Source organism: Alistipes sp. UBA1686 (assembly GCF_002320215.1).
In the GTDB taxonomy this organism is placed as follows: Bacteria; Bacteroidota; Bacteroidia; order Bacteroidales; family Rikenellaceae; genus Alistipes; species Alistipes onderdonkii.
Window position 1 is genome coordinate 76,234 of sequence record NZ_DCKA01000007.1, and the last position, 18,152, is coordinate 94,385.

An 18,152-nucleotide genomic window follows, 5' to 3' on the forward strand; every position below is an offset into this window, starting at 1 on the left:
CCATTTTATTCATTCCTGCCCTTTCCGGCGGAGCCCGGTTGTCCGGGCTCCCCGGCAAGGAGTATTAATTTCTATTCCGTATATGAGAATCATTTCAGAGATTTCCGTTGCCGCGAGCCTGCTTTTTGCGGTGGCATGCCACGATCCGCAGCCGGGTGCAGACCTTGTTCCCCTGCCCGCGGAGATGACCTTTACCGGCGGCTATTTCCAGACCGACAGCGTGTCTTTCGCCCGGGGTGTCGCCGACGGCAGGGTCGTCTGTGAACTCGATGCCTCTTCGCCGAACCTTTCACGCGAGGGGTATGGGCTCGAAGTCCGCAGCGACGGCATCCGGATCACCGCGGCCGACTCCGCCGGGCTGTTCTATGCCCGGCAGACGCTGCTGCAGCTGCTCACGGCAAAAGGTATCCCGTGTGTGAAGATTACCGATAATCCGCGTTTCGGCTACCGGGGTATCCATCTCGACGTTTCGCGCCATTTCTTTGCCAAAGAAGAGGTTTTCAAGATACTCGATGAAATGGCACGTTACAAGCTTAATGTCTTCCACCTGCACCTGACCGACAACGGTGGCTGGCGCATTCAGATCGACAGGTACCCTTTGCTGACCCGGCTCGGAGCTTTCCGGACGGAGGCCGACTGGCTCAAGTGGTGGGAATTCGGCGACAGACGCTACGTTCCGGAGGGGACGCCCGGGGCCTATGGCGGTTATTATACGAAGGATGACATCCGGCAGATCGTGGCTTATGCTGCGGCCCGTTATATCGAGGTGATTCCCGAGATTGAATTCCCGGCGCACTCCGACGAGGTTTTTATCGGCTATCCGGAATTGTGTTGCAGCGGAAAGCCCTATACGAGCGGCGAATTCTGCGTAGGCAATCCCGCAACTTTCGAATTCATGGACGGTGTGCTGACCGAGGTTATGGAGCTTTTTCCTTCCCGGCGGATACACATCGGCGGCGACGAAGCCCGCAAGGCCGCCTGGAAAACCTGCCCCAAATGCCAGTTGCTCGCCAAGGAGCTGGGTGGTCTGGACGAAGTGCAGTGTTACCTGATCGAACATGCCGAAAAATTCCTTGCCGAACACGGCCGGATGATGGTCGGGTGGGACGAGATACTGCGGAACAATCTGCGGCCTACGTCCGTTGCGATTTCGTACCGCGGACAGAGGGGGGCTATCGAAGCCGCCAACCGCGGGTACGACGCGGTCATGTCTCCGGGCGAAATCATCTATTTCGACTGGTACCAGGCTAATCCGCACACGCAGCCGCGGGCGATGAGCGGATTCTCACCCATCAAGAAAATGTACAGCTTCGAACCTGTCCCCGATACGCCCGAAAGGGCTGCGGCCAACGAGTCGCTTGTTAAAGGCGAATATGTGGCCCCGGATTCGGTCGAGCACATCCGCCCGAATGCTGCATCGCATATTATCGGGGTGCAGGGATGCACATGGGCCGAGTTCATAGGTACTCCCGAGCATTTGGAATACATGATTTTTCCGCGCCTGCTCGCCATTGCCGAATTGGGATGGACACCCCGGGAGCGCCGTCTGTGGGCGGACTTCCGCCGTCGTGTCAATAGCCAGATCCCCCGCTTGCTTGCCCGTGGGGTCAATGCCTTCACGCTTAGCAACGATGTCGAGATCACGGCACGCATCGTCAGGGAGGGCCGCAAGGCCCGGGTTACGCTGGATACGGAAAAATATCCGGCCGAAGTGCGTTATACGCTCGACGGCAGCGACCCGACGGTCGGGTCGGACATCTACTCCGGCCCGTTCGTCGTGGAGGCCGGGACGACCGTGAAGGCGGCCCTGTTTGCCGGAGGGAAACCTGCCGGCAGCATTGCCGAACTCTACGTCGACGCGTGTCATGATGTGGAGAATTATTATACCTATCTCGAAACTCCCGAGGTATATGCTTCGACGAACCGCTGATGCCCCCCCCCTGATTCTCTCGTGCCGGAACCCGGACAGCATGGCCTCCGGGGTTTGTACCTGTGGTATTTGCGTTGCCGGTACGGATTCGGGGCAGGTGCCGGTTCAGAAAAGACCTTGAGTGGATATACCAGAAAACCGAATATCAAAAATAGAAATGAAAAAAATTCCGATTTTGTTTCTGGGCTTGCTGGGCGGACTGGCCGCATGTACCCGGATACCCCCGGCCATAGCGCCCGATAAAAAGATAGAAACCCGCATCGGGGAGCTGCTCCAAAAGATGACCCTCGAAGAGAAGATCGGGCAGATGTGCCAGTTGACGGCCGGGGTGGTGATCGACCAGAGCGACCCGCAGCACCCGGTGTTGAGCGAGGCGCTGCTCGATACGGTGATCGGCCGCTATAAGGTTGGGTCGATCCTGAATATTCCCTTCGGCGTGGGGCAGCCCCGTGAGGTGTGGGCCAGGTTTATCAATTGCATCCAGCAACGTTCGCTCGACGAACTGGGGATTCCCTGTATCTATGGGGTAGACCAGATTCACGGCGCATCCTATACGCAGGGGGCGACCCTCTTTCCGCAGGGCATCAATATGGGGGCGTCGTTCAATCGCGGACTCATGCGCAGATGCTCCGAAATTTCGGCTTATGAGACCCGGGCATGTGCGATACCGTGGACCTTTGCCCCGGTCATGGATCTGGGGCGCGATCCGCGCTGGCCGCGCATGTGGGAGAGTTACGGCGAGGACACTTACGTCAATTCGCAGATGGCCGTGGCGTCGGTGCTCGGATTCCAGGGGGATGATCCCAACCGTGTCGACGACCGTCATGTCGCGGCCTGCATCAAGCATTTCATGGCCTATGGCGTACCCGTGTCGGGCAAGGATCGCACACCCTCTTCGGTGACTCGAAATGTGTTGAGGGAGAAGTATTTCGCTCCTTTTATGGAGTGCATTCGGGCCGGGGCGCTGTCGCTGATGGTCAACTCGGCCAGCAACGGCGGTATGCCGTTCCATGCAGACCGGGAGTTGCTCACGGGATGGGTCAAGGAGGAACTCAACTGGGACGGTCTGATCGTGACGGACTGGAATGACATCTACAACCTTTGCGAGCGCGACCATATTGCCGCGAGCCGTAAGGATGCCGTGCGCATTGCGGTCAATGCCGGTATCGACATGGCTATGGTACCGTCGAGTTGGGATTTCTGTATCTATCTCAGGGAACTTGTCGAGGAGGGGCAGGTCTCCATGGAGCGCATCGACGATGCGGTGAGCCGTGTGCTGCGCCTGAAATTCCGCCTCGGCCTTTTCGAAAAACCGTTTTGGAATACCGGCGATTTCCCGGAATTCGCCAGTGACGAATATGCTGCCGTGGCATTGCAGGCTGCCGTGGAGTCGGAGGTACTGCTCAAGAACGAAGGCGGCCTGTTGCCGCTGGAGCGGTCTGCACGGATACTGCTCGCGGGGCCGAATGCCAATTCGATGCGCTGCCTCAACGGAGGATGGTCGTATTCGTGGCAGGGCGACCGCTGTGACGAATTTGCCGGGGACTACAATACCATTTATGAGGCTTTACGCAATAAATTCGACCATGTGGACTATGTCCCCGGTGTGGAGTATGCGCCGCCCCGCTATGACAACTGGCAGGAAGAGTGCGTGACAGGGATCGACAAGGCCGTATCAGCGGCGGCCGGAGCCGATGTGATTATTGCCTGTATAGGCGAAAATTCCTACTGCGAAACGCCTGGTAACATGGATGACCTGAACCTTTCTCAGAACCAGAAGGAGCTGGTGCGGGCCCTTGCGGCGACCGGGAAGCCGCTTGTGCTGATCCTCAATGAAGGCCGCCCGCGCGTCATAGGCGATATCGAGCCGCTTGCGCAGGCCGTGGTCGACATCCTGCTGCCGGGCAATTACGGCGGCGATGCCCTGGCCGACCTGCTTGCGGGAGATGCAAATTTCAGCGCCCGATTGCCGTTCACTTATCCGCGCATGGTCGGTGCATTGGCGACTTACGACTATAAGCCCTGCGAGAATATGGCAGCCATGACGGGCGAATACAATTACGACGCCGTGATGGATGTGCAGTGGCCGTTCGGGCATGGGCTGAGCTATACGGAATTTGCATATAGCAATTTCGGTGTCGACCGCCGCATGTTCGGTGCCGACGATGTGCTGACCTTTACGGTCGATGTGACCAACGTCGGTAAAGTGGCCGGCAAGGAGGCCGTGATGCTCTATTCGAGCGACCTGGTCGCCAGCCTTACACCGGATGTAATCCGCCTGCGTGATTTCGAGAAGGTTGCGCTCGAACCGGGCGAATCCCGCACGGTGACGTTCGCTGTTCCGGCCAGCGACCTGGCCTTCGTCGGGCACGACGGCTGCTGGAGGCTCGAGGAGGGGGAATTCAGGATGCGCTGCGGCAGTGAAACGCTTCGGATCAGTTGCACGCAAACCAAAGTCTGGGATACACCCAATATCCCGTAAGTACGATTAGGTGTAATATTGAAAGGCCGTCCTCACTGCATGGGACGGTTTTTTCTTGCCTCCTGCCGGAATTATGTGTTGTCGATCCGGCCTGCTGCCGGCTCGGAAACGGGCAACAGCCTTTGGGGGATTCGCATTATTTCGGATTATTTTTGTCGGAATCGTTCGTTTCTTGCAGGCAAATAGTTATTTTTGCACAAATAACCGTAACTGAAATGGAGGATATCATCAAACTTCACGACAAAAAGTTCAGGATCATGATCCCCGCCGCCAAGATCGACGAGGCCGTGGCCGCCGTAGCCTGCCGCATCAACGAGGACTACCGCGACAAGGAGACGCCGTTGTTCGTGGGCGTACTGAACGGCTCGTTCATGTTCATGAGCGACCTGATCAAGAAAATCGAGTTCAACAACGAGCTGTCGTTCGTGAAGCTGGCCTCGTACGAAGGTACTTGCTCGACGGGGTGCGTGAAGAACCTGATCGGGCTGAACAACAGCATCGAAGGCCGCCATGTGATCATCGTCGAGGACATCGTCGACACGGGCGAGAGCATCGAGCACATGATCGGCGAGCTGAAGTCGCATAATCCCGCGAGCATCGAGGTCTGCACGCTTTTTTTCAAACCGGGTTCCTACCGCAAGCAACTGCCGATCAAGTACCGCGCCATGGAGATCGGCAACGAGTTCATCGTGGGCTACGGCCTGGACTACGACCAGTTGGGACGCAGCCTGAAGGATATTTACGTGGTTACCGAATAGATGGCTCTGAAGACCGATATCGAACAGCTCGACGGCGGGCGCAAGCTGCCCCTGGTCGAAGATTTCTACACGATCCAGGGCGAGGGCTTCCATGCCGGGAAACCCGCCTATTTCATCCGCCTGGGCGGATGCGACGTGGGATGCCGCTGGTGCGACGCCAAATACACGTGGAACCCCAGGCTCTATCCCCCGACCGACGTACGGACGGTGATCGACCGTGCTACGGCATGTCCTGCGCAGGCGATCGTCATCACGGGCGGCGAACCGCTGCTTTATCCGCTGGGGGTGCTGACCGAAACACTGCACGCCAAGGGGCTGGAGATATTCCTCGAAACGTCGGGGACGCACCCCTTCTCGGGGTATTTCGACTGGGTGTGCCTGTCGCCCAAGCGGCAGCAACCGCCGCTGGACGAAGCGTTCGGGAAGGCGCACGAACTGAAGGTGATCGTCGGGGACGAGGCCGATTTCGAATGGGCCGAGCGCAATGCCGCACGGGTGGGAGCCGGGTGCATCCTCTACCTGCAACCCGAGTGGAGCGTTGCGGAACGCATGATGCCCGCGATCGTCGAGTATGCGAAGGCGCATCCGAAATGGAATATCTCGATCCAGACTCATAAATACATGCACATACCCTGATGGGCTTCGAAGTAGGCAAAAAGTTCTGGATCGCCGCCACGGCGGTCATCGTCGTCGTCACGTTGTTCGTGGTGGGGCGGAACCTTTTGCATGCAGTGAAGATCAAGCGGCAGATCAACGCCCTGGAGCGGGAACGGGAGTTTTACCGGGCCAGGATCGAACAGGACAGCACGCTGCTGGAGCGCCTGCGCTACGATGACTATCTGGAGGAGTATGCCCGCGAGAACTATCACATGCAGCGCAGCGACGAGCATGTATACATCATCAAGGAGTGATTTTTCCGATCCGTATGACTTGACGGCGACCCGGCGGGCTGCCGTTTTTTTGTGTTACAGCCGTGCCTGCCGGGATGCGGCCGTTTTCCGCCTGCCCGGTAAATCCGGGGTGGTGGCCGTTGCCAACACCCGGTCAGTAATGCGTGAACCCGTGCCAGTCCAGGGCCCGGGGCCGGCCGTTTTCGAGCCACTCCAATTTGCCGCTGCCCGTGATGCGGCCGACGGGGTGGAGCGGCGTGCCGAAGCGTGCGCGGAAATCGGCGGCGAGCCTGTCGGCGGCCGCCGTGTCGGCCGTGAGCAGGAGCTTGTAATCCTCGCCCCCGCAGGCGGCTGTTTCGACGTCTGCCCCTTGGGCGAGGGGGATACGGCCGATGTCGATCGCGGCGCCTACCCCCGAGCGCTCCATGATGTGGCGGATGTCCGAGGCCAGCCCGTCCGAAATGTCCATCATGGCGTGTATTTCGGGGCGTGCGCCGAGCCAGATGCCTTCGGCCACTTGGGGCTGCGGGTTGCGGTGGGCTGCGGCGGCGGGGGTGTCGTAGCGTCCGGCGAGGATGTCATGCAGTCCGGCGCCCGAAAGTCCGAGTTCTCCGGCGACGAGTATCGCGTCGCCGGGGCGTGCCCCGCTGCGGCGCTTGATGTGTGCGTCGGCGATGCGGCCGATGGCCGTGACATTGATCGTGATGCCTGCCGCCGAGCGGGTCGTGTCGCCCCCGGCGAGCGTGACGCCGAACGCTTCGGAGAGTTCCCGGTAGCCGAGCATGAACTCTTCGGCCCATATACCGGCCGCGTCGGCCGGGAGCGACAGCGACAGCAGGGTGGCCACCGGGCGGGCGCCCATCGAAGCGACGTCGCTCAGGTTTACGGCAAGGGATTTGCGCCCCAGTTCGCGGGGCGAAGTTGCGGAATGCAGGAAATGGACGCCTTCGGCGAGCATGTCGGTCGTGAAGACCAGCGATTCGCCCTCCCCGACGGGGAGCACGGCGCAATCGTCGCCGATCCCTTCGAACCCGTTGTCGGGCAGGGCGGCGAAGAGTTCTTTTATGTGGTCTATGAATCCGAATTCGGTCATGGTTCTCGGGTGTGTCCGGCCGCGGCGCCCCGCCGGCCGGTGCGGGTTTTCGGGTTTTTCACGTGCGGCTGCCGCCCCGGGGGCGGAGTCCCCGCCTGGGGACGGGAACGAAGCCTGTGCGAACCGCGGCAGGGGCGTGGGCGGCGTTTGAAATCATTATTTAACGGGCGATGTCGAACAAAGGTATTAAAAATTCTTTAAAATCACTATCTTTGCCTGCGGATTGCGCCCGGGTATGCCGTGCGTGTCAAACAGTCTCGAAGATGAAGATATTGATTCTCAACGGCCCGAACCTCAATTTGCAGGGGCGGCGCGATACCGGGGTCTACGGCACCCGGACTTTCGAAACCTTTTTCGGGGAGCTCGAAGCACTCTATCCGGCCGTCGGGTTCGGTTATTTCCAGTCCAACCTCGAAGGTGAGCTGATCGACGCCGTACAGCAGGCCGACGGCACCTACGACGGTGTGGTGCTCAATGCCGGCGGATATACCCATACGTCGGTGGCGCTGCGCGATGCGGTGTCGGCGGTGTCGGTGCCGGTCGTCGAGGTGCACATCTCGTCGATCCTCGCGCGCGAGGAGTTCCGCCACGTCTCGCTCCTGGCTCCCGTGGCCGTGGGCTCGATCATGGGTTTCGGGTTGGATTCCTACCGGCTGGGCGTCGAGGCCCTGTTGCTCCGCGGCAGGGAGTAAGCTCCGGGTTCCCGGAGCGGCCCATTCCCCGGCCCGGTACGGGAGGGCGTGCGGAAGTTCCCCGGGGCTGTCCGCGCAGAGCGTGTGCAGGAGCGGCACCGGGTGTAACCTAAAATGTCGAAATACTAATATTTTAGCATCATACTTGTATGTATAGAATGAAAAAAACCAAGATCGTCGCAACAATGTCGGATTTCCGTTGCACCGAAGAGTTTGTGAAAAACCTTTTCGATGCCGGTATGGACGTGGTTCGTGTCAATTCGGCGCATGTCTCGGAAGAGGGCGCTACGCATATTGTCGAGACCGTACACCGCGTTAACCCGGCTATCCCGATCATGATAGATACGAAGGGCCCCGAAATCCGTGTCACGACGATCGCCGACGAGTACGGCAACAGTATCAATTTCCGGCCGGGCGACCGTGTCGCCGTGCGCGGCTCGGACGGCAGCGACAAGACGACCCGCAAGGTGGTTTACATGAACGTCCCCAACATCGTGGATGACATACCCGTCGGGGCGCGGATGCTCATCGCCGACGGCGAACTGGAGATCCGTGTCGTGGAAAAGACCGCCGAGGAGCTGATCTGCGAATTCGTCGTGGGCGGCGCCATGCGTTCGCGCAAGAGCGTCAACGTGCCGTCGGTGTCGATCAACCTGCCTTCGGTGACGGAGAAAGACCGCCGGTTTATCGAGTGGGCCGTGAAGAACGACGTGGATTTCATCGCACACTCGTTCGTGCGCAGCGCCAGGGACATCAAAGCCGTGCAGGACATCCTCGATGCCCACGGCAGCAAGATCAAGATCATCTCGAAGATCGAGAACCGCGAGGGGCTCGACAACATCGACGAGATCATCGAGGCGTCGTACGGCATCATGGTGGCGCGCGGCGACTTGGGCGTGGAGCTTCCCGCCGAGGCGATTCCCAATACCCAGCGGCGTATCGTCGAGAAGTGCATTTGCGCCAAGCGTCCGGTGATTATCGCCACTCAGATGCTCTATTCGATGGTCAAGAGCCCGCGTCCGACGCGCGCCGAGGTGAGCGACGTGGCGAGTGCCATTTACGAGCGCGTGGACGCCGTGATGCTGAGCGACGAGACGGCGATGGGCGACTTTCCCGTGGAATCGGTGGAAACGATGGCCCGCATCGCCCGCGAGATCGAGCGTGACGAGACGCATTTCAAACCGATGATCGACATGGACATGGTCTCGGTGAACCACGAGATCACGGCGCAGCTGGCACGTTCGGCCGTGCGTGCCTCGACCAACCTGCCGATAAAATATGTGGTGCTCGACACCAAGACCGGCCGTACGGGCCGTTACCTGGCGGCATTCCGCGGGCAGAAAACCGTGATGGCCGTATGCTACCAGCTGCATGCGCAGCGTATCCTGGCCCTGTCGTACGGCGTGGTGCCGATCCTGCGCAACCAGGAGCTGAAGGACAGGTACCACTTCCTGATCGATGCGCTGGAGGTCATCGAACAGCACCAGAAGCTCGACGGGCAAGACCTGCTGGCAATCGTGGGCGGCAGTTTCGGCCCCGACGGCGGTGCGTCGTACGTCGAGATCGCCAATATCCTCAATATCCGCAAGCGTAACGAAGAGATCGTTGCCGCGCAAAAATCTTAGGCGGTGGACGGGCAGCTCAGGGATAAGGTAGCCAGCGGCGTGGCGTGGAGCATGGCCGAGAAAGTCGGTACGATGCTTCTCCAGCTGGCCGTGAGCCTTACGATCCTGCGGCTGCTGAACCCCGCCATCATGGGGGTGATCGCGATCCCGACGGCCTTCCTTGCCGTAGCGATTGTGATTGCCGACAGCGGCTTTTCGCAGGCGCTGATCCGCAAGGGGACACCTACGGCCGACGATTACAAATCGGTCTTCGCCTTCAACGTCGGGGTTGCGCTCGTGCTTTACGGGGTGCTGGTAGCGCTGGCGGGGAGCATCGCGCGGTTCTACGACATGCCGGAAATCACGCGGATAGCACCGGTATTCTTCCTCCAACTGCCGCTGAGCGCCGCATGTGCGATCCAGAATACGATTTTTGTCCGGACATTCCGCTTCGCACTGCTCTCGAAGGTCACCTTCGCCTCGTGGTTCATCGCCGGGATGGTGGCCATCGGCCTCGCATTGGCCGGGTTCGGGATCTGGTGCATCGTGGTGCAGCGCGTATTGCAGGCCTCCGTGCGGGCCTTGCTGTTGTGGTGGCTGAGCGACTGGCGTCCCTGCGGGAAGTGCAGCCGGCGGCCGCTGCGCGAAATGGCGCCGTACAGTTTCAGCCTGCTGGCTACCGATTTCATCTCGACCCTCTATAACAAGGTGCCCCAGATATTTCTCGGGAAACTCTATCCGCAGGAGACACTCGGCTCGTACGAACAGGCCGTCAAGCTGAAAGACCAGCCGGCGACTTCGGCCATGCAGGCCGTGCAGAGCGTGACATTCCCGGCGCTGGCCAAGATCAAGGACGACGCGCCGAAACTGGCCGAAAGTTACCGGCAGATCGTCATGGTCGTGGCCTATGCCATGTTCCCCGTGATGCTCGGCCTGTCGGCCATCGCCGAGGACATGTTCGCCGTCTTCCTGGGCGGGGAGTGGATGGCGACGGTGCCTTATTTCGAAGCGGTATGTCTGGCCGGGCTTTTTTACCCGCTGGGATTGGTGGCCTACAATGTGTTGAAAGTCAAGAGCGGCGGTGCGCTGATCGTAAAACTGGAGGTCGCCAAGAAAGTGATGATGTCGGTGGTGTTCGCCGTGACGATTCCGGTCAGCGTCCAGGCCGTCATCTGGGGGCTGGTGGTGATCGCCTTCTGCGAGATGGCGATCAACTTCTTCGCCACGACCCGTTTCACGTCATTCGGCGCAGGACGCTTCGTGCGCACGGTGCTGCCGATGCTGCTCGTGGCCGGGGCGATGTACGCTCTTGTGCGGGTTACGGCGCTGGCGGTGCCGGGCAATGCGTTGTTGCGGTTGCTGGCCGAAGTCGCCGCGGGCGTGGTCAGCTACGTCCTGCTTTCTGCACTGTTCCGGCTCGAAGCCTTCCGCGAGGTGGTCGCACTGGCCAGGCGCCAGTTCATCCGCAAATAGGCCGGCTGCCCGGGCTGGCCGTCACTGCCGGATATACACAGGAAAAACGTCCGCCGGATATTGATCCGGCGGACGTTTCTGTTGCGGCGCGGTTCCGTTTTGCAGCCCGGTTTCTGTTTGGCGCGCGGTTCGCCGTTTCGCACGGCGTGTGCGGTGTCCGGGACTTGCTGCCTTGGCGGTCGCTGCCGCTCGGGCGGCTCCGTCGCGTGCGCAGCTCCTTTGCCCGTCAGGCGTAGACCTTCGGGACGATGGTGCCGCGGAGGACGACCAGTGCGTTGGCGACCAGCGATTCGAGTTCGTTCTCGCCGGGGTAGACCGAAACGGGGGCGATGAACGAGCAGTGCTGTTCGATGTACCGCACGACGAACTCGTTGTGGGCGATGCCCCCGGTGAGGATGACGGCGTCGACCCGCCCGCACATGGCGGCGGCCATGGCGCCGATCTGCTTCGAGATGCCGTAGCACATGGCCTCGGCCACGAGCCGGGCTTTTTCGTCGCCCTGCGCGATACGCTCCGAGACCTGCATCATGGAATTGGTGCCCAGGTGCGCAACGAGCCCGCCTTGGCCGGCCAGCATTTTCTGGACTTCGCGGCGCGTGTAACGCCCCGAGAAGCAGAGGTCGGCGAATTCGCCCGCAGGCAGGCTGCCCGCCCGCTCGGGGGCGAAGGGACCGTCGCCGTCGAGCGCGTTGTTGACGTCGACGACACGTCCCTGTTTGTGCGCGGCGACGGAGATGCCCCCGCCCAGGTGCGCGACCACCAGGTTCGCCTTTTCGTAGACGATGCCGATGCGGTCGCAGTGCAGGCGTGCCGTGGCTTTCTGGTTGAGTGCGTGGAAGATCGACTTGCGCGGGCAGTCGGGATGGCCGCTCAGGCGTGCCACATCCTCCATCTCGTCGACGACCACCGGGTCGGCGATGTAGGCTTTGACACCCGCCATGGCGGCGATCTCGGCGGCCAGTAACCCGCCGAGGTTCGAGGCGTGTTCCATCGTGGCGTTCGTTAGGTCGCGCCGCATGGCTTCGTTGACTTCGTATACGCCGGCCGGGATGGGGCGTACGAGCCCGCCGCGTCCGATGACGGCCGACAGCTGCATGATGTCGAACCCGTGTTCGGACAGCGCCGTGAGGATCATTTCCCGGCGCCAGCCCAACTGGTCGATGATGTTGGTGTAACGTGCGATCTGTTCGGCCGTGTGGCGCAGGGTCAGATCCAGCGAAGGACGCTCCTCGTCATAGAGGGCGACCTTGGTGGACGTAGAGCCGGGATTTATCGCTAAGATTTTGAAGCCCATAAATTCGGTTCCGGTTAGTAGTTGGTAGGTTGGTGTAGGTGTGTGCCTATTGTTTTACGGCCAGGCAAGCCAGTGCGATCGAGTAGAGTTTGGTCTTGCTCGTGTCGCCGCGCGAGGTCAGTACGCAGGGCACCTTCGTGCCTGCGACCATGGCGGCCAGTTCGCCTCCGCAGAGGTGCGTCACCGACTTGAAGAAGACGTTGGCCGACTCCAGGTTGGGGAAAAGCAGGCAGTCGGGGTCGCCCGCTACGGACGAACCTTTGACTTTCTTGTGCTCGGCGACATCCTTGTAGAGTGCTACGTCGAGCGACAGGGGGCCGTCGATGATGACGTTGCCCAGCTGTCCGCGGTCGCCCATTTTGGCCAGCAGGGCGCCTTCGGTCGATGAAATGACGCTGGGGAGCAGCTGCTCGGAGGGGGCGATGCAGGCGATCTTGGGGGTTTCGATGCCCAGCAGGTTGGCGACTTTTGCAAGGTAGCCGATTTGCTTGATCTTCTGTTTGAAATCGGGCAGCGGGATGACCGCGACGTCGGAGATGACGAGCAACTTGTGGTAGCAGGGCATCTCGACGATCGACACGTGGCTCAGCACGCCCTTCGGGGGGAACAACCCGGCTTCCTTGTTGAGGATGCCGCGCATGTACTTGTCGGTCGAGACAAGTCCCTTCATCAGCACGTCGGCGTTGCCCGCCACGACGGCGGCCACGGCCTGCTGCACGCATTTCACGTCGCTGGCCTCGTCGACGATGTTGAATGCCTTGATGTCGATGTCGTTTTCGGCGCATACCTGCTCGATGACTTTCTTCTCACCGAACAGCGTGGGCTCCACGATACCTTCCTTGTAGGCTTCGTAGACGGCTTCCAGCGTATGCGAATCCTGGCCGTAGGCTACGGCCAGCCGTTTTTTACCCCTTTTTCTCGCCTCGTCGACGATTTCTGTAAGATGTTGGATCATTGTGGTGTTGTGCTTTTATTTATTTACCAGATTGTACGTGTCGGTGGCGATGACCAGTTCCTCGTCGGTGGCGATGACGGCGACCTTGACCCGCGAGGAGGGTTTCGAAAGGATTTTGTCCATGCCGCGGGCGCCCTTGTTGGCTGCGTGGTCGAACTCGACGCCCATGAATTCGAGCCCCGTGCAGACCGTCTCGCGCATCTCGCACGAATTCTCGCCCACGCCGCCCGTGAAGACGATCAGGTCGACGCCGCCCATTTCGGCGGCATACTCCCCGACGAATTTGCGGATGCGCCCGTAGTGCATGTCGCGGGCGAGGATGGCGCGGGGGTTCCCTTCGTCGTAGGCGCGGTCGATGTCGCGCATGTCGCTCGAAAGGTCGGTGAGCCCCAAAACGCCCGATTTCTTGTTCATCATCTCGTTCACCTCGGCGTAGGACATGCCCTCCTTTTCGCCGATGAAGGTGATGGCGCTGGGGTCGACGTTCCCGCAGCGGGTACCCATCACCAGCCCGTCCACGGGTGAGAAGCCCATCGACGTGTCATGGGATTTGCCGTTGAGCACGGCCGTGACCGATGCGCCGTTGCCGATGTGGCAGGTGATGATCTTCGAATTCTCGAAGTCGAGGCCCGCGAGCCGGGCACCGGTCTGTGCCACGTATTTGTGGCTGGTGCCGTGGAAGCCGTACTTGCGTACGCGGTACTTGTCGTAATAGGCGTGGGGCAAGGCGTACATGTAGTTTACGGCCGGGATGGTCTGGTGGAACGAGGTGTCGAAGACGGTGACCTGCGGGACGCCCGGCAGGACTTTCTCGATCGACAGCACGCCTTCGAGGTTGGCCGGGTTGTGCAGCGGTGCGATTTCGAACAGCGAACGGATCTTGGATTTCACCTCCTCGGTCACGATGCAGCTCTCGGGGAAGAACTCTCCGCCGTGCGCCACGCGGTGTCCGACGGCCTTCACCTCGTCGAGCGAGCCGATGACGCCGTGTGCGGGGTCGGTCAGCGCGTCGAGCACCAGTTTGATGCCGGTGGTGTGGTCGGGGATGGGGCGGTGCAGCTCGAACGGTTCTTTGCCGACGGGCTTATGGGTGAGGTCGCCTTCCGGCAGGCCGATGCGTTCCACGATTCCTTTCGCGAGCAGTTTGCTCGATGCGGCTTCCATGTCGATCACCTGATACTTGATCGACGAGCTACCGCAGTTCAATACCAAAATTACCATTTCTCTTTATAGTTAATTTCTAAATGTCGTTCCTATCCACATGCCGGCGGCTGCAAAAACAATGCATACTGCCACGCTCAGCCCCACGTAGGCCGCCGCCGCCGTGTAACATTCCGCACGCAGCAGGCGCACCGCGTCGGCCGAAAAGGTCGAAAAAGTGGTGAACCCGCCGCAGAAACCCACGATGAGCAGCCATCCGAGTGTCTCGGAGCTGGTAGCTTCGAGTAGAATGCCGATCAGCAGCGAACCCGCGGCATTGACCGTGAACGTACCCGCTGGGAATCCCAGCAGCGTCTGCCCCGCCATGATCCCGCCGGAAAGCAGGTAACGGACGATGCTGCCGGCAGCACCGCCGCATCCTACGGCCAGAAGTTCACGAATCATAAGTTAAATATACGCCAAATTTTAAGGATATGCAAATTTACAGAAAAAATGCTTACGGATTGTTATTTTTCCTGCCGTTTTTTCGAGGTTTTTTGTCGTATCGGGGTTTAAGGTTGGCGGATTTGTCCGTCGCCCGAGACGATATACTTGTAGGTCGTGAGCTCGGGCAGTCCCATCGGGCCGCGGGCGTGGAGTTTCTGCGTCGAGATACCCACTTCGGCGCCGAAGCCGAACTGCCCGCCGTCGGTGAAGGCGGTCGAGACGTTGACGTAGACGCAGGCGGCGTCGACGCTGCGCGTGAACTGCGTGGCGGCCTGCTTGTTTTCGGTGACGATGGCCTCGCTGTGGCGCGACGAGTAGCGGGCGATATGCGCCAGTGCCCCGTCGAGCGACGCGACGGTCTTGACGGCCAGTTTGTAGTCGAGGAACTCGGTGCCGAAATGCTCTTCGGCGGCATGTTCCAGCAACCCGGCGGGGTAGTGCCCGTCGAGGGCGGCGAAAGCCTCTTCGTCGGCGTAGACCGTCACATGCGCCCCGGCCAGCGGTGCGCACAGCTCGGGCAGGTCTGCGAGGCGTCCGCGGTGGACGACCAGGCAGTCGAGGGCGTTGCAGACGCTCACGCGGCGCGTCTTGGCGTTGCAGACCACGGCACGCCCCTTTTCGAGGTCGCCGTCGATGTCGAAATAGGTGTGGACGATGCCGGCGCCCGTTTCGATGACCGGGATGCGGGCGTTCTCGCGGACGAAGCGGATCAGCCCCGCCCCGCCGCGCGGGATGACTACGTCGACATAGCCCACGGCGCCCAGCAGCGCCCCCACGGCTTCGTGCCCCGCGGGGAGCAGCGTGAAGGTGTTTTCGTCGATGCCCTCGGCTGCGAGTGCTTCGTGCAGCAGCGCCGCGATCGCCTCGTTGGAATGGCGGGCGTCGCTGCCCCCTTTCAGGACGCAGGCGTTGCCCGTCTTGACGCAGAGCGCGAAGATGTCGGCCGTGACATTGGGGCGGGCTTCGCAGACCATGCCGACCACGCCGAACGGTACGCGGCGCTTGACGATGGTCATGCCGTTGGGGCGCGTCCAGCGCGCCAGTTCCTCGCCCTGCGGCGAACGCAGGTGCGAAACGGCCTCCATGTCGGAGGCGATGGCGTCGATGCGTTCGGGGGTCAGCCGCAGGCGGTCGAGCATGGGCGACGAGGCGGGCATGGCCTCGATGTCGCGGGCGTTGGCTTCGAGCAATGCGGGCGTATGCCCGCGCAGGAGCCTTGCGGCGTGTTGCAGGATGCGGCCGAGGCGTTCGGGTTCGACGTCGGCCAGCGCCGTCCCGGCCTTCCGGGCGGCCTTGAACAGGGATTCGTAGTCCATAATCGTTTATTCCAGGTAGAGGTAATCGCAGTGGACGAGGGGCTTGAGCCCTTTGCGTCCGATGTTGCGGCGGGCGGTGCCGCTGTCGCACGAGATGCGTCCCACGGCCAGTTGTGCCCCGTCGGGGGCGAGGATGCGCACCAGGTCGTCGCGCTCGAAGTCGCCCTCGACGGCTGTGACGCCCACGGCGAGGATGCTGGCGGCCTTGCTGGCACGGACGGCTTCGGCGGCGCCCTGGTCGATGCGCAGCACGCCCTTGGCGAAGCCTTCGCTGCTGGCGATCCATTTCTTGACGCCCGAGGCTGCCCTCGGAGCCGGTTCGAACCGGGTGCAGGGCACATCCTTTGCGGCCAGTACGAGGTCGGTGAGGATGCCGTCGCGGCGGCCGTTGGCGATGATGACCTCGATGCCTTCGGCCGCCGCACGCGACGAGACGCGGCTCTTGGTGGCCATGCCGCCGCGGCCGCGCGACGAGCGTACGGGGTCGATGTATTGCGAAAGGTCTTCCGAGGGTTTCACGCGGCGGATGACCTGCGACGCGGGGTCGGCGGGCGAGCCGTCGTAGATGCCGTCGATGTTGCTCAGGATGATGAGCGCCTCGGCGTTCATCATGGCCGCGACGAGCCCCGAGAGCTCGTCGTTGTCGGTGAACATCAGTTCGGTGACCGAGATGGTGTCATTCTCGTTGACGATCGGCAGCACGCCGTTGGCGAGCATCGTCACCATGCAGTTGCGCTGGTTGAGGTACTGCCGCCGTGTGGAGAGGCTCTCCTTGGTGGTGAGCACCTGCCCGCAGACGATGCCGTATTCGTTGAAGAGGTCGTAGTAGCGGTTGAGCAGCTTGACCTGCCCCACGGCGGAGAAGAGCTGCCGTGCGGAGACCGAATCGAGCTTCCCGGCGCGTTGCCCGAGGATGCTGTGCCCCGAGGCCACGGCCCCCGACGAAACCAGGATGACCTCGGTGCCCGCGCGGTGGAGCCGGGCCACCTGGTCGACCAGGGCCGAGATGCGGGTGGTGTCGGGACGGCCGTCGTCGCGCGTCAGCACGTTGCTGCCCACCTTGATGACGATGCGCCGGTATTTGTTCTGTGTGTCCATATGCGTTTCATTCGCCGGGAATGGCCCGGCTCAGGGTTCGAATTTGTAGCCCACGCCCTTGATGGTGACGATGCGTTCGTCGCCGATCTTCTGGCGCAGTTTGCGGATGTGCACGTCGATGGTGCGGTCGCCCACGACCACCTCGGTGCCCCAGATCTTCGTATATATCTCCTCGCGCGAGAAGAGCTTCCCGGGCGACGAATAGAGCAGGTCGAGCAGCGCGAATTCCTTGCGCGGAAGGGCTATCTCGTTGCCGTCGCGCGTCACGGTGTAACGCTCGCGGTCGACGGCGATACCTGCCGCGGCAGGTTCCGCCGGCGCGGTTTCGGCGTCGATCCGCTTGAGGATGGCCTGCACGCGGCTGACCAGCAGCTTCATCTTGATCGGCTTGGTGAGGTAGTCGTCCGCCCCGACGCCGAAGCCCGTAAGCTGCTGATCCTCCTCGCCCAGCGCCGAGAGAAATACCACCATCGTGTCGCGCAGCTGCGGATCCTGGCGGATGGCACGGCAGGTCTGCGCACCGTCCATGACGGGCATCATCATGTCCAGCAGGATCAGGTGCGGACGGTACTTGGCGGCGGCCTTCAGCGCCTCGGCGCCGTTCTGCGCCGTGAATACTTCGTAGCCCTCCTTCTGGAGGTTGTACCTCACGAATTCGAGGATGTCGATTTCATCGTCGACAAGCAGGATGCGGTGGCTCATGGTTCCGGTTGACAGGTTTTGTATCGCACGCGGCAATTGGGCGCGGTTGCGTGCCGCTCATATCTCGGGCGAAGTTAGCAAATTTCCGGCTAAATCGTTCGGTAGCCCGGGAAAAATGGTTATATTTGCGAGATTTATATACTTCCGTATATATGGAAATCAAAAACGTGTACTGAGATGGCTACTGAAAATCCGAATCTTCCTGCTCCCGAGGAGCG

General features: G+C 61.2%; 16 protein-coding genes. 8 read left to right on the top strand and 8 right to left on the bottom strand.

The window, feature by feature from the left end; genetic code table 11:
• Nucleotides 1-82 precede the first annotated feature (82 nt).
• From B3C38_RS01900 to B3C38_RS01920, 5 genes are all read left to right on the top strand, one after another.
• A complete protein-coding gene (locus B3C38_RS01900) occupies nt 83-1,930 on the top strand; it encodes a beta-N-acetylhexosaminidase (RefSeq protein WP_022333304.1) in 1,848 nt (615 codons plus the stop codon).
• A gap of 157 nt (nt 1,931-2,087) precedes the next feature.
• Nucleotides 2,088-4,412 carry a glycoside hydrolase family 3 N-terminal domain-containing protein gene (locus B3C38_RS01905; protein WP_022333305.1) on the top strand — a complete coding sequence of 775 codons (2,325 nt, stop codon included), beginning with the start codon at nt 2,088-2,090 and terminating at the stop codon, nt 4,410-4,412.
• Between the two features lie 215 nt (nt 4,413-4,627).
• Entirely contained in the window at nt 4,628-5,170 is a 543-nt protein-coding gene (gene hpt, locus B3C38_RS01910; RefSeq protein WP_022333306.1) for a hypoxanthine phosphoribosyltransferase, read from the top strand.
• Nucleotides 5,171-5,806, top strand: a complete 636-nt coding sequence (locus B3C38_RS01915) for a 7-carboxy-7-deazaguanine synthase QueE (RefSeq protein WP_022333307.1) — start codon at nt 5,171-5,173, stop codon at nt 5,804-5,806.
• Nucleotides 5,806-6,081, top strand: coding sequence for an FtsB family cell division protein (locus tag B3C38_RS01920; RefSeq protein ID WP_022333308.1), 276 nt, complete (start codon nt 5,806-5,808; stop codon nt 6,079-6,081). The genes B3C38_RS01915 and B3C38_RS01920 overlap by 1 nt, the downstream gene beginning before the upstream one ends.
• A 133-nt stretch (nt 6,082-6,214) precedes the next feature.
• Here the strand turns inward: B3C38_RS01920 and thiL are convergent, their stop codons facing one another.
• Entirely contained in the window at nt 6,215-7,153 is a 939-nt protein-coding gene (gene thiL, locus B3C38_RS01925) for a thiamine-phosphate kinase (RefSeq protein ID WP_286724778.1), read from the bottom strand.
• Between the two features lie 263 nt (nt 7,154-7,416).
• Between thiL and aroQ the strand changes: the two genes are divergently transcribed.
• The 3 genes from aroQ to B3C38_RS01940 all read left to right on the top strand — a co-directional run bounded on the left by aroQ (nt 7,417) and on the right by B3C38_RS01940 (nt 10,922).
• Nucleotides 7,417-7,845 carry a type II 3-dehydroquinate dehydratase gene (gene aroQ / locus B3C38_RS01930; protein WP_018695016.1) on the top strand — a complete coding sequence of 143 codons (429 nt, stop codon included), beginning with the start codon at nt 7,417-7,419 and terminating at the stop codon, nt 7,843-7,845.
• Between the two features lie 149 nt (nt 7,846-7,994).
• Nucleotides 7,995-9,470, top strand: a complete 1,476-nt coding sequence (gene pyk / locus B3C38_RS01935; protein ID WP_022333310.1) for a pyruvate kinase — start codon at nt 7,995-7,997, stop codon at nt 9,468-9,470.
• 3 nt (nt 9,471-9,473) lie between these two features.
• Nucleotides 9,474-10,922, top strand: coding sequence for a lipopolysaccharide biosynthesis protein (locus B3C38_RS01940; protein WP_055211049.1), 1,449 nt, complete (start codon nt 9,474-9,476; stop codon nt 10,920-10,922).
• Nucleotides 10,923-11,148: 226 nt separating this feature from the next.
• On the opposite strand, the gene buk is transcribed toward B3C38_RS01940, so the two are convergent.
• The 7 genes from buk to B3C38_RS01975 form a co-directional block, all read right to left on the bottom strand.
• Nucleotides 11,149-12,216 (bottom strand): butyrate kinase, encoded by a 1,068-nt coding sequence (gene buk / locus B3C38_RS01945; protein ID WP_055204086.1) that lies wholly within the window; start codon nt 12,214-12,216, stop codon nt 11,149-11,151.
• A gap of 46 nt (nt 12,217-12,262) precedes the next feature.
• Nucleotides 12,263-13,171 (bottom strand): phosphate acyltransferase, encoded by a 909-nt coding sequence (locus B3C38_RS01950; protein ID WP_018695020.1) that lies wholly within the window; start codon nt 13,169-13,171, stop codon nt 12,263-12,265.
• A gap of 15 nt (nt 13,172-13,186) precedes the next feature.
• Entirely contained in the window at nt 13,187-14,392 is a 1,206-nt protein-coding gene (locus tag B3C38_RS01955) for an acetate/propionate family kinase (RefSeq protein ID WP_286724785.1), read from the bottom strand.
• Nucleotides 14,393-14,404: 12 nt separating this feature from the next.
• Nucleotides 14,405-14,776 carry a fluoride efflux transporter CrcB gene (crcB, locus tag B3C38_RS01960; protein ID WP_055204092.1) on the bottom strand — a complete coding sequence of 124 codons (372 nt, stop codon included), beginning with the start codon at nt 14,774-14,776 and terminating at the stop codon, nt 14,405-14,407.
• Nucleotides 14,777-14,883: 107 nt separating this feature from the next.
• Nucleotides 14,884-16,134 carry a glutamate-5-semialdehyde dehydrogenase gene (locus B3C38_RS01965; protein ID WP_286724789.1) on the bottom strand — a complete coding sequence of 417 codons (1,251 nt, stop codon included), beginning with the start codon at nt 16,132-16,134 and terminating at the stop codon, nt 14,884-14,886.
• Between the two features lie 6 nt (nt 16,135-16,140).
• Nucleotides 16,141-17,232 carry a glutamate 5-kinase gene (gene proB, locus B3C38_RS01970; RefSeq protein ID WP_286724790.1) on the bottom strand — a complete coding sequence of 364 codons (1,092 nt, stop codon included), beginning with the start codon at nt 17,230-17,232 and terminating at the stop codon, nt 16,141-16,143.
• A 30-nt stretch (nt 17,233-17,262) separates the two neighbouring features.
• The gene (locus B3C38_RS01975) at nt 17,263-17,934 is read right to left on the bottom strand and encodes a response regulator transcription factor (RefSeq protein ID WP_022333316.1); all 672 of its coding nucleotides are present in this window, start codon (nt 17,932-17,934) and stop codon (nt 17,263-17,265) included.
• Between the last annotated feature and the right edge of the window lie 218 nt (nt 17,935-18,152).

Coding starts and splice junctions, on each gene's coding strand:
- B3C38_RS01900 (WP_022333304.1), top strand. CDS start 83: ATGAGAATCATTTCAGAGATTTCCGTTGCCGCGAGCCTGCTTTTTGCG.
- B3C38_RS01905 (WP_022333305.1), top strand. CDS start 2,088: ATGAAAAAAATTCCGATTTTGTTTCTGGGCTTGCTGGGCGGACTGGCC.
- hpt (WP_022333306.1), top strand. CDS start 4,628: ATGGAGGATATCATCAAACTTCACGACAAAAAGTTCAGGATCATGATC.
- B3C38_RS01915 (WP_022333307.1), top strand. CDS start 5,171: ATGGCTCTGAAGACCGATATCGAACAGCTCGACGGCGGGCGCAAGCTG.
- B3C38_RS01920 (WP_022333308.1), top strand. CDS start 5,806: ATGGGCTTCGAAGTAGGCAAAAAGTTCTGGATCGCCGCCACGGCGGTC.
- thiL (WP_286724778.1), bottom strand. CDS start 7,153: ATGACCGAATTCGGATTCATAGACCACATAAAAGAACTCTTCGCCGCC.
- aroQ (WP_018695016.1), top strand. CDS start 7,417: ATGAAGATATTGATTCTCAACGGCCCGAACCTCAATTTGCAGGGGCGG.
- pyk (WP_022333310.1), top strand. CDS start 7,995: ATGTATAGAATGAAAAAAACCAAGATCGTCGCAACAATGTCGGATTTC.
- buk (WP_055204086.1), bottom strand. CDS start 12,216: ATGGGCTTCAAAATCTTAGCGATAAATCCCGGCTCTACGTCCACCAAG.
- B3C38_RS01950 (WP_018695020.1), bottom strand. CDS start 13,171: ATGATCCAACATCTTACAGAAATCGTCGACGAGGCGAGAAAAAGGGGT.
- B3C38_RS01955 (WP_286724785.1), bottom strand. CDS start 14,392: ATGGTAATTTTGGTATTGAACTGCGGTAGCTCGTCGATCAAGTATCAG.
- crcB (WP_055204092.1), bottom strand. CDS start 14,776: ATGATTCGTGAACTTCTGGCCGTAGGATGCGGCGGTGCTGCCGGCAGC.
- B3C38_RS01965 (WP_286724789.1), bottom strand. CDS start 16,134: ATGGACTACGAATCCCTGTTCAAGGCCGCCCGGAAGGCCGGGACGGCG.
- proB (WP_286724790.1), bottom strand. CDS start 17,232: ATGGACACACAGAACAAATACCGGCGCATCGTCATCAAGGTGGGCAGC.
- B3C38_RS01975 (WP_022333316.1), bottom strand. CDS start 17,934: ATGAGCCACCGCATCCTGCTTGTCGACGATGAAATCGACATCCTCGAA.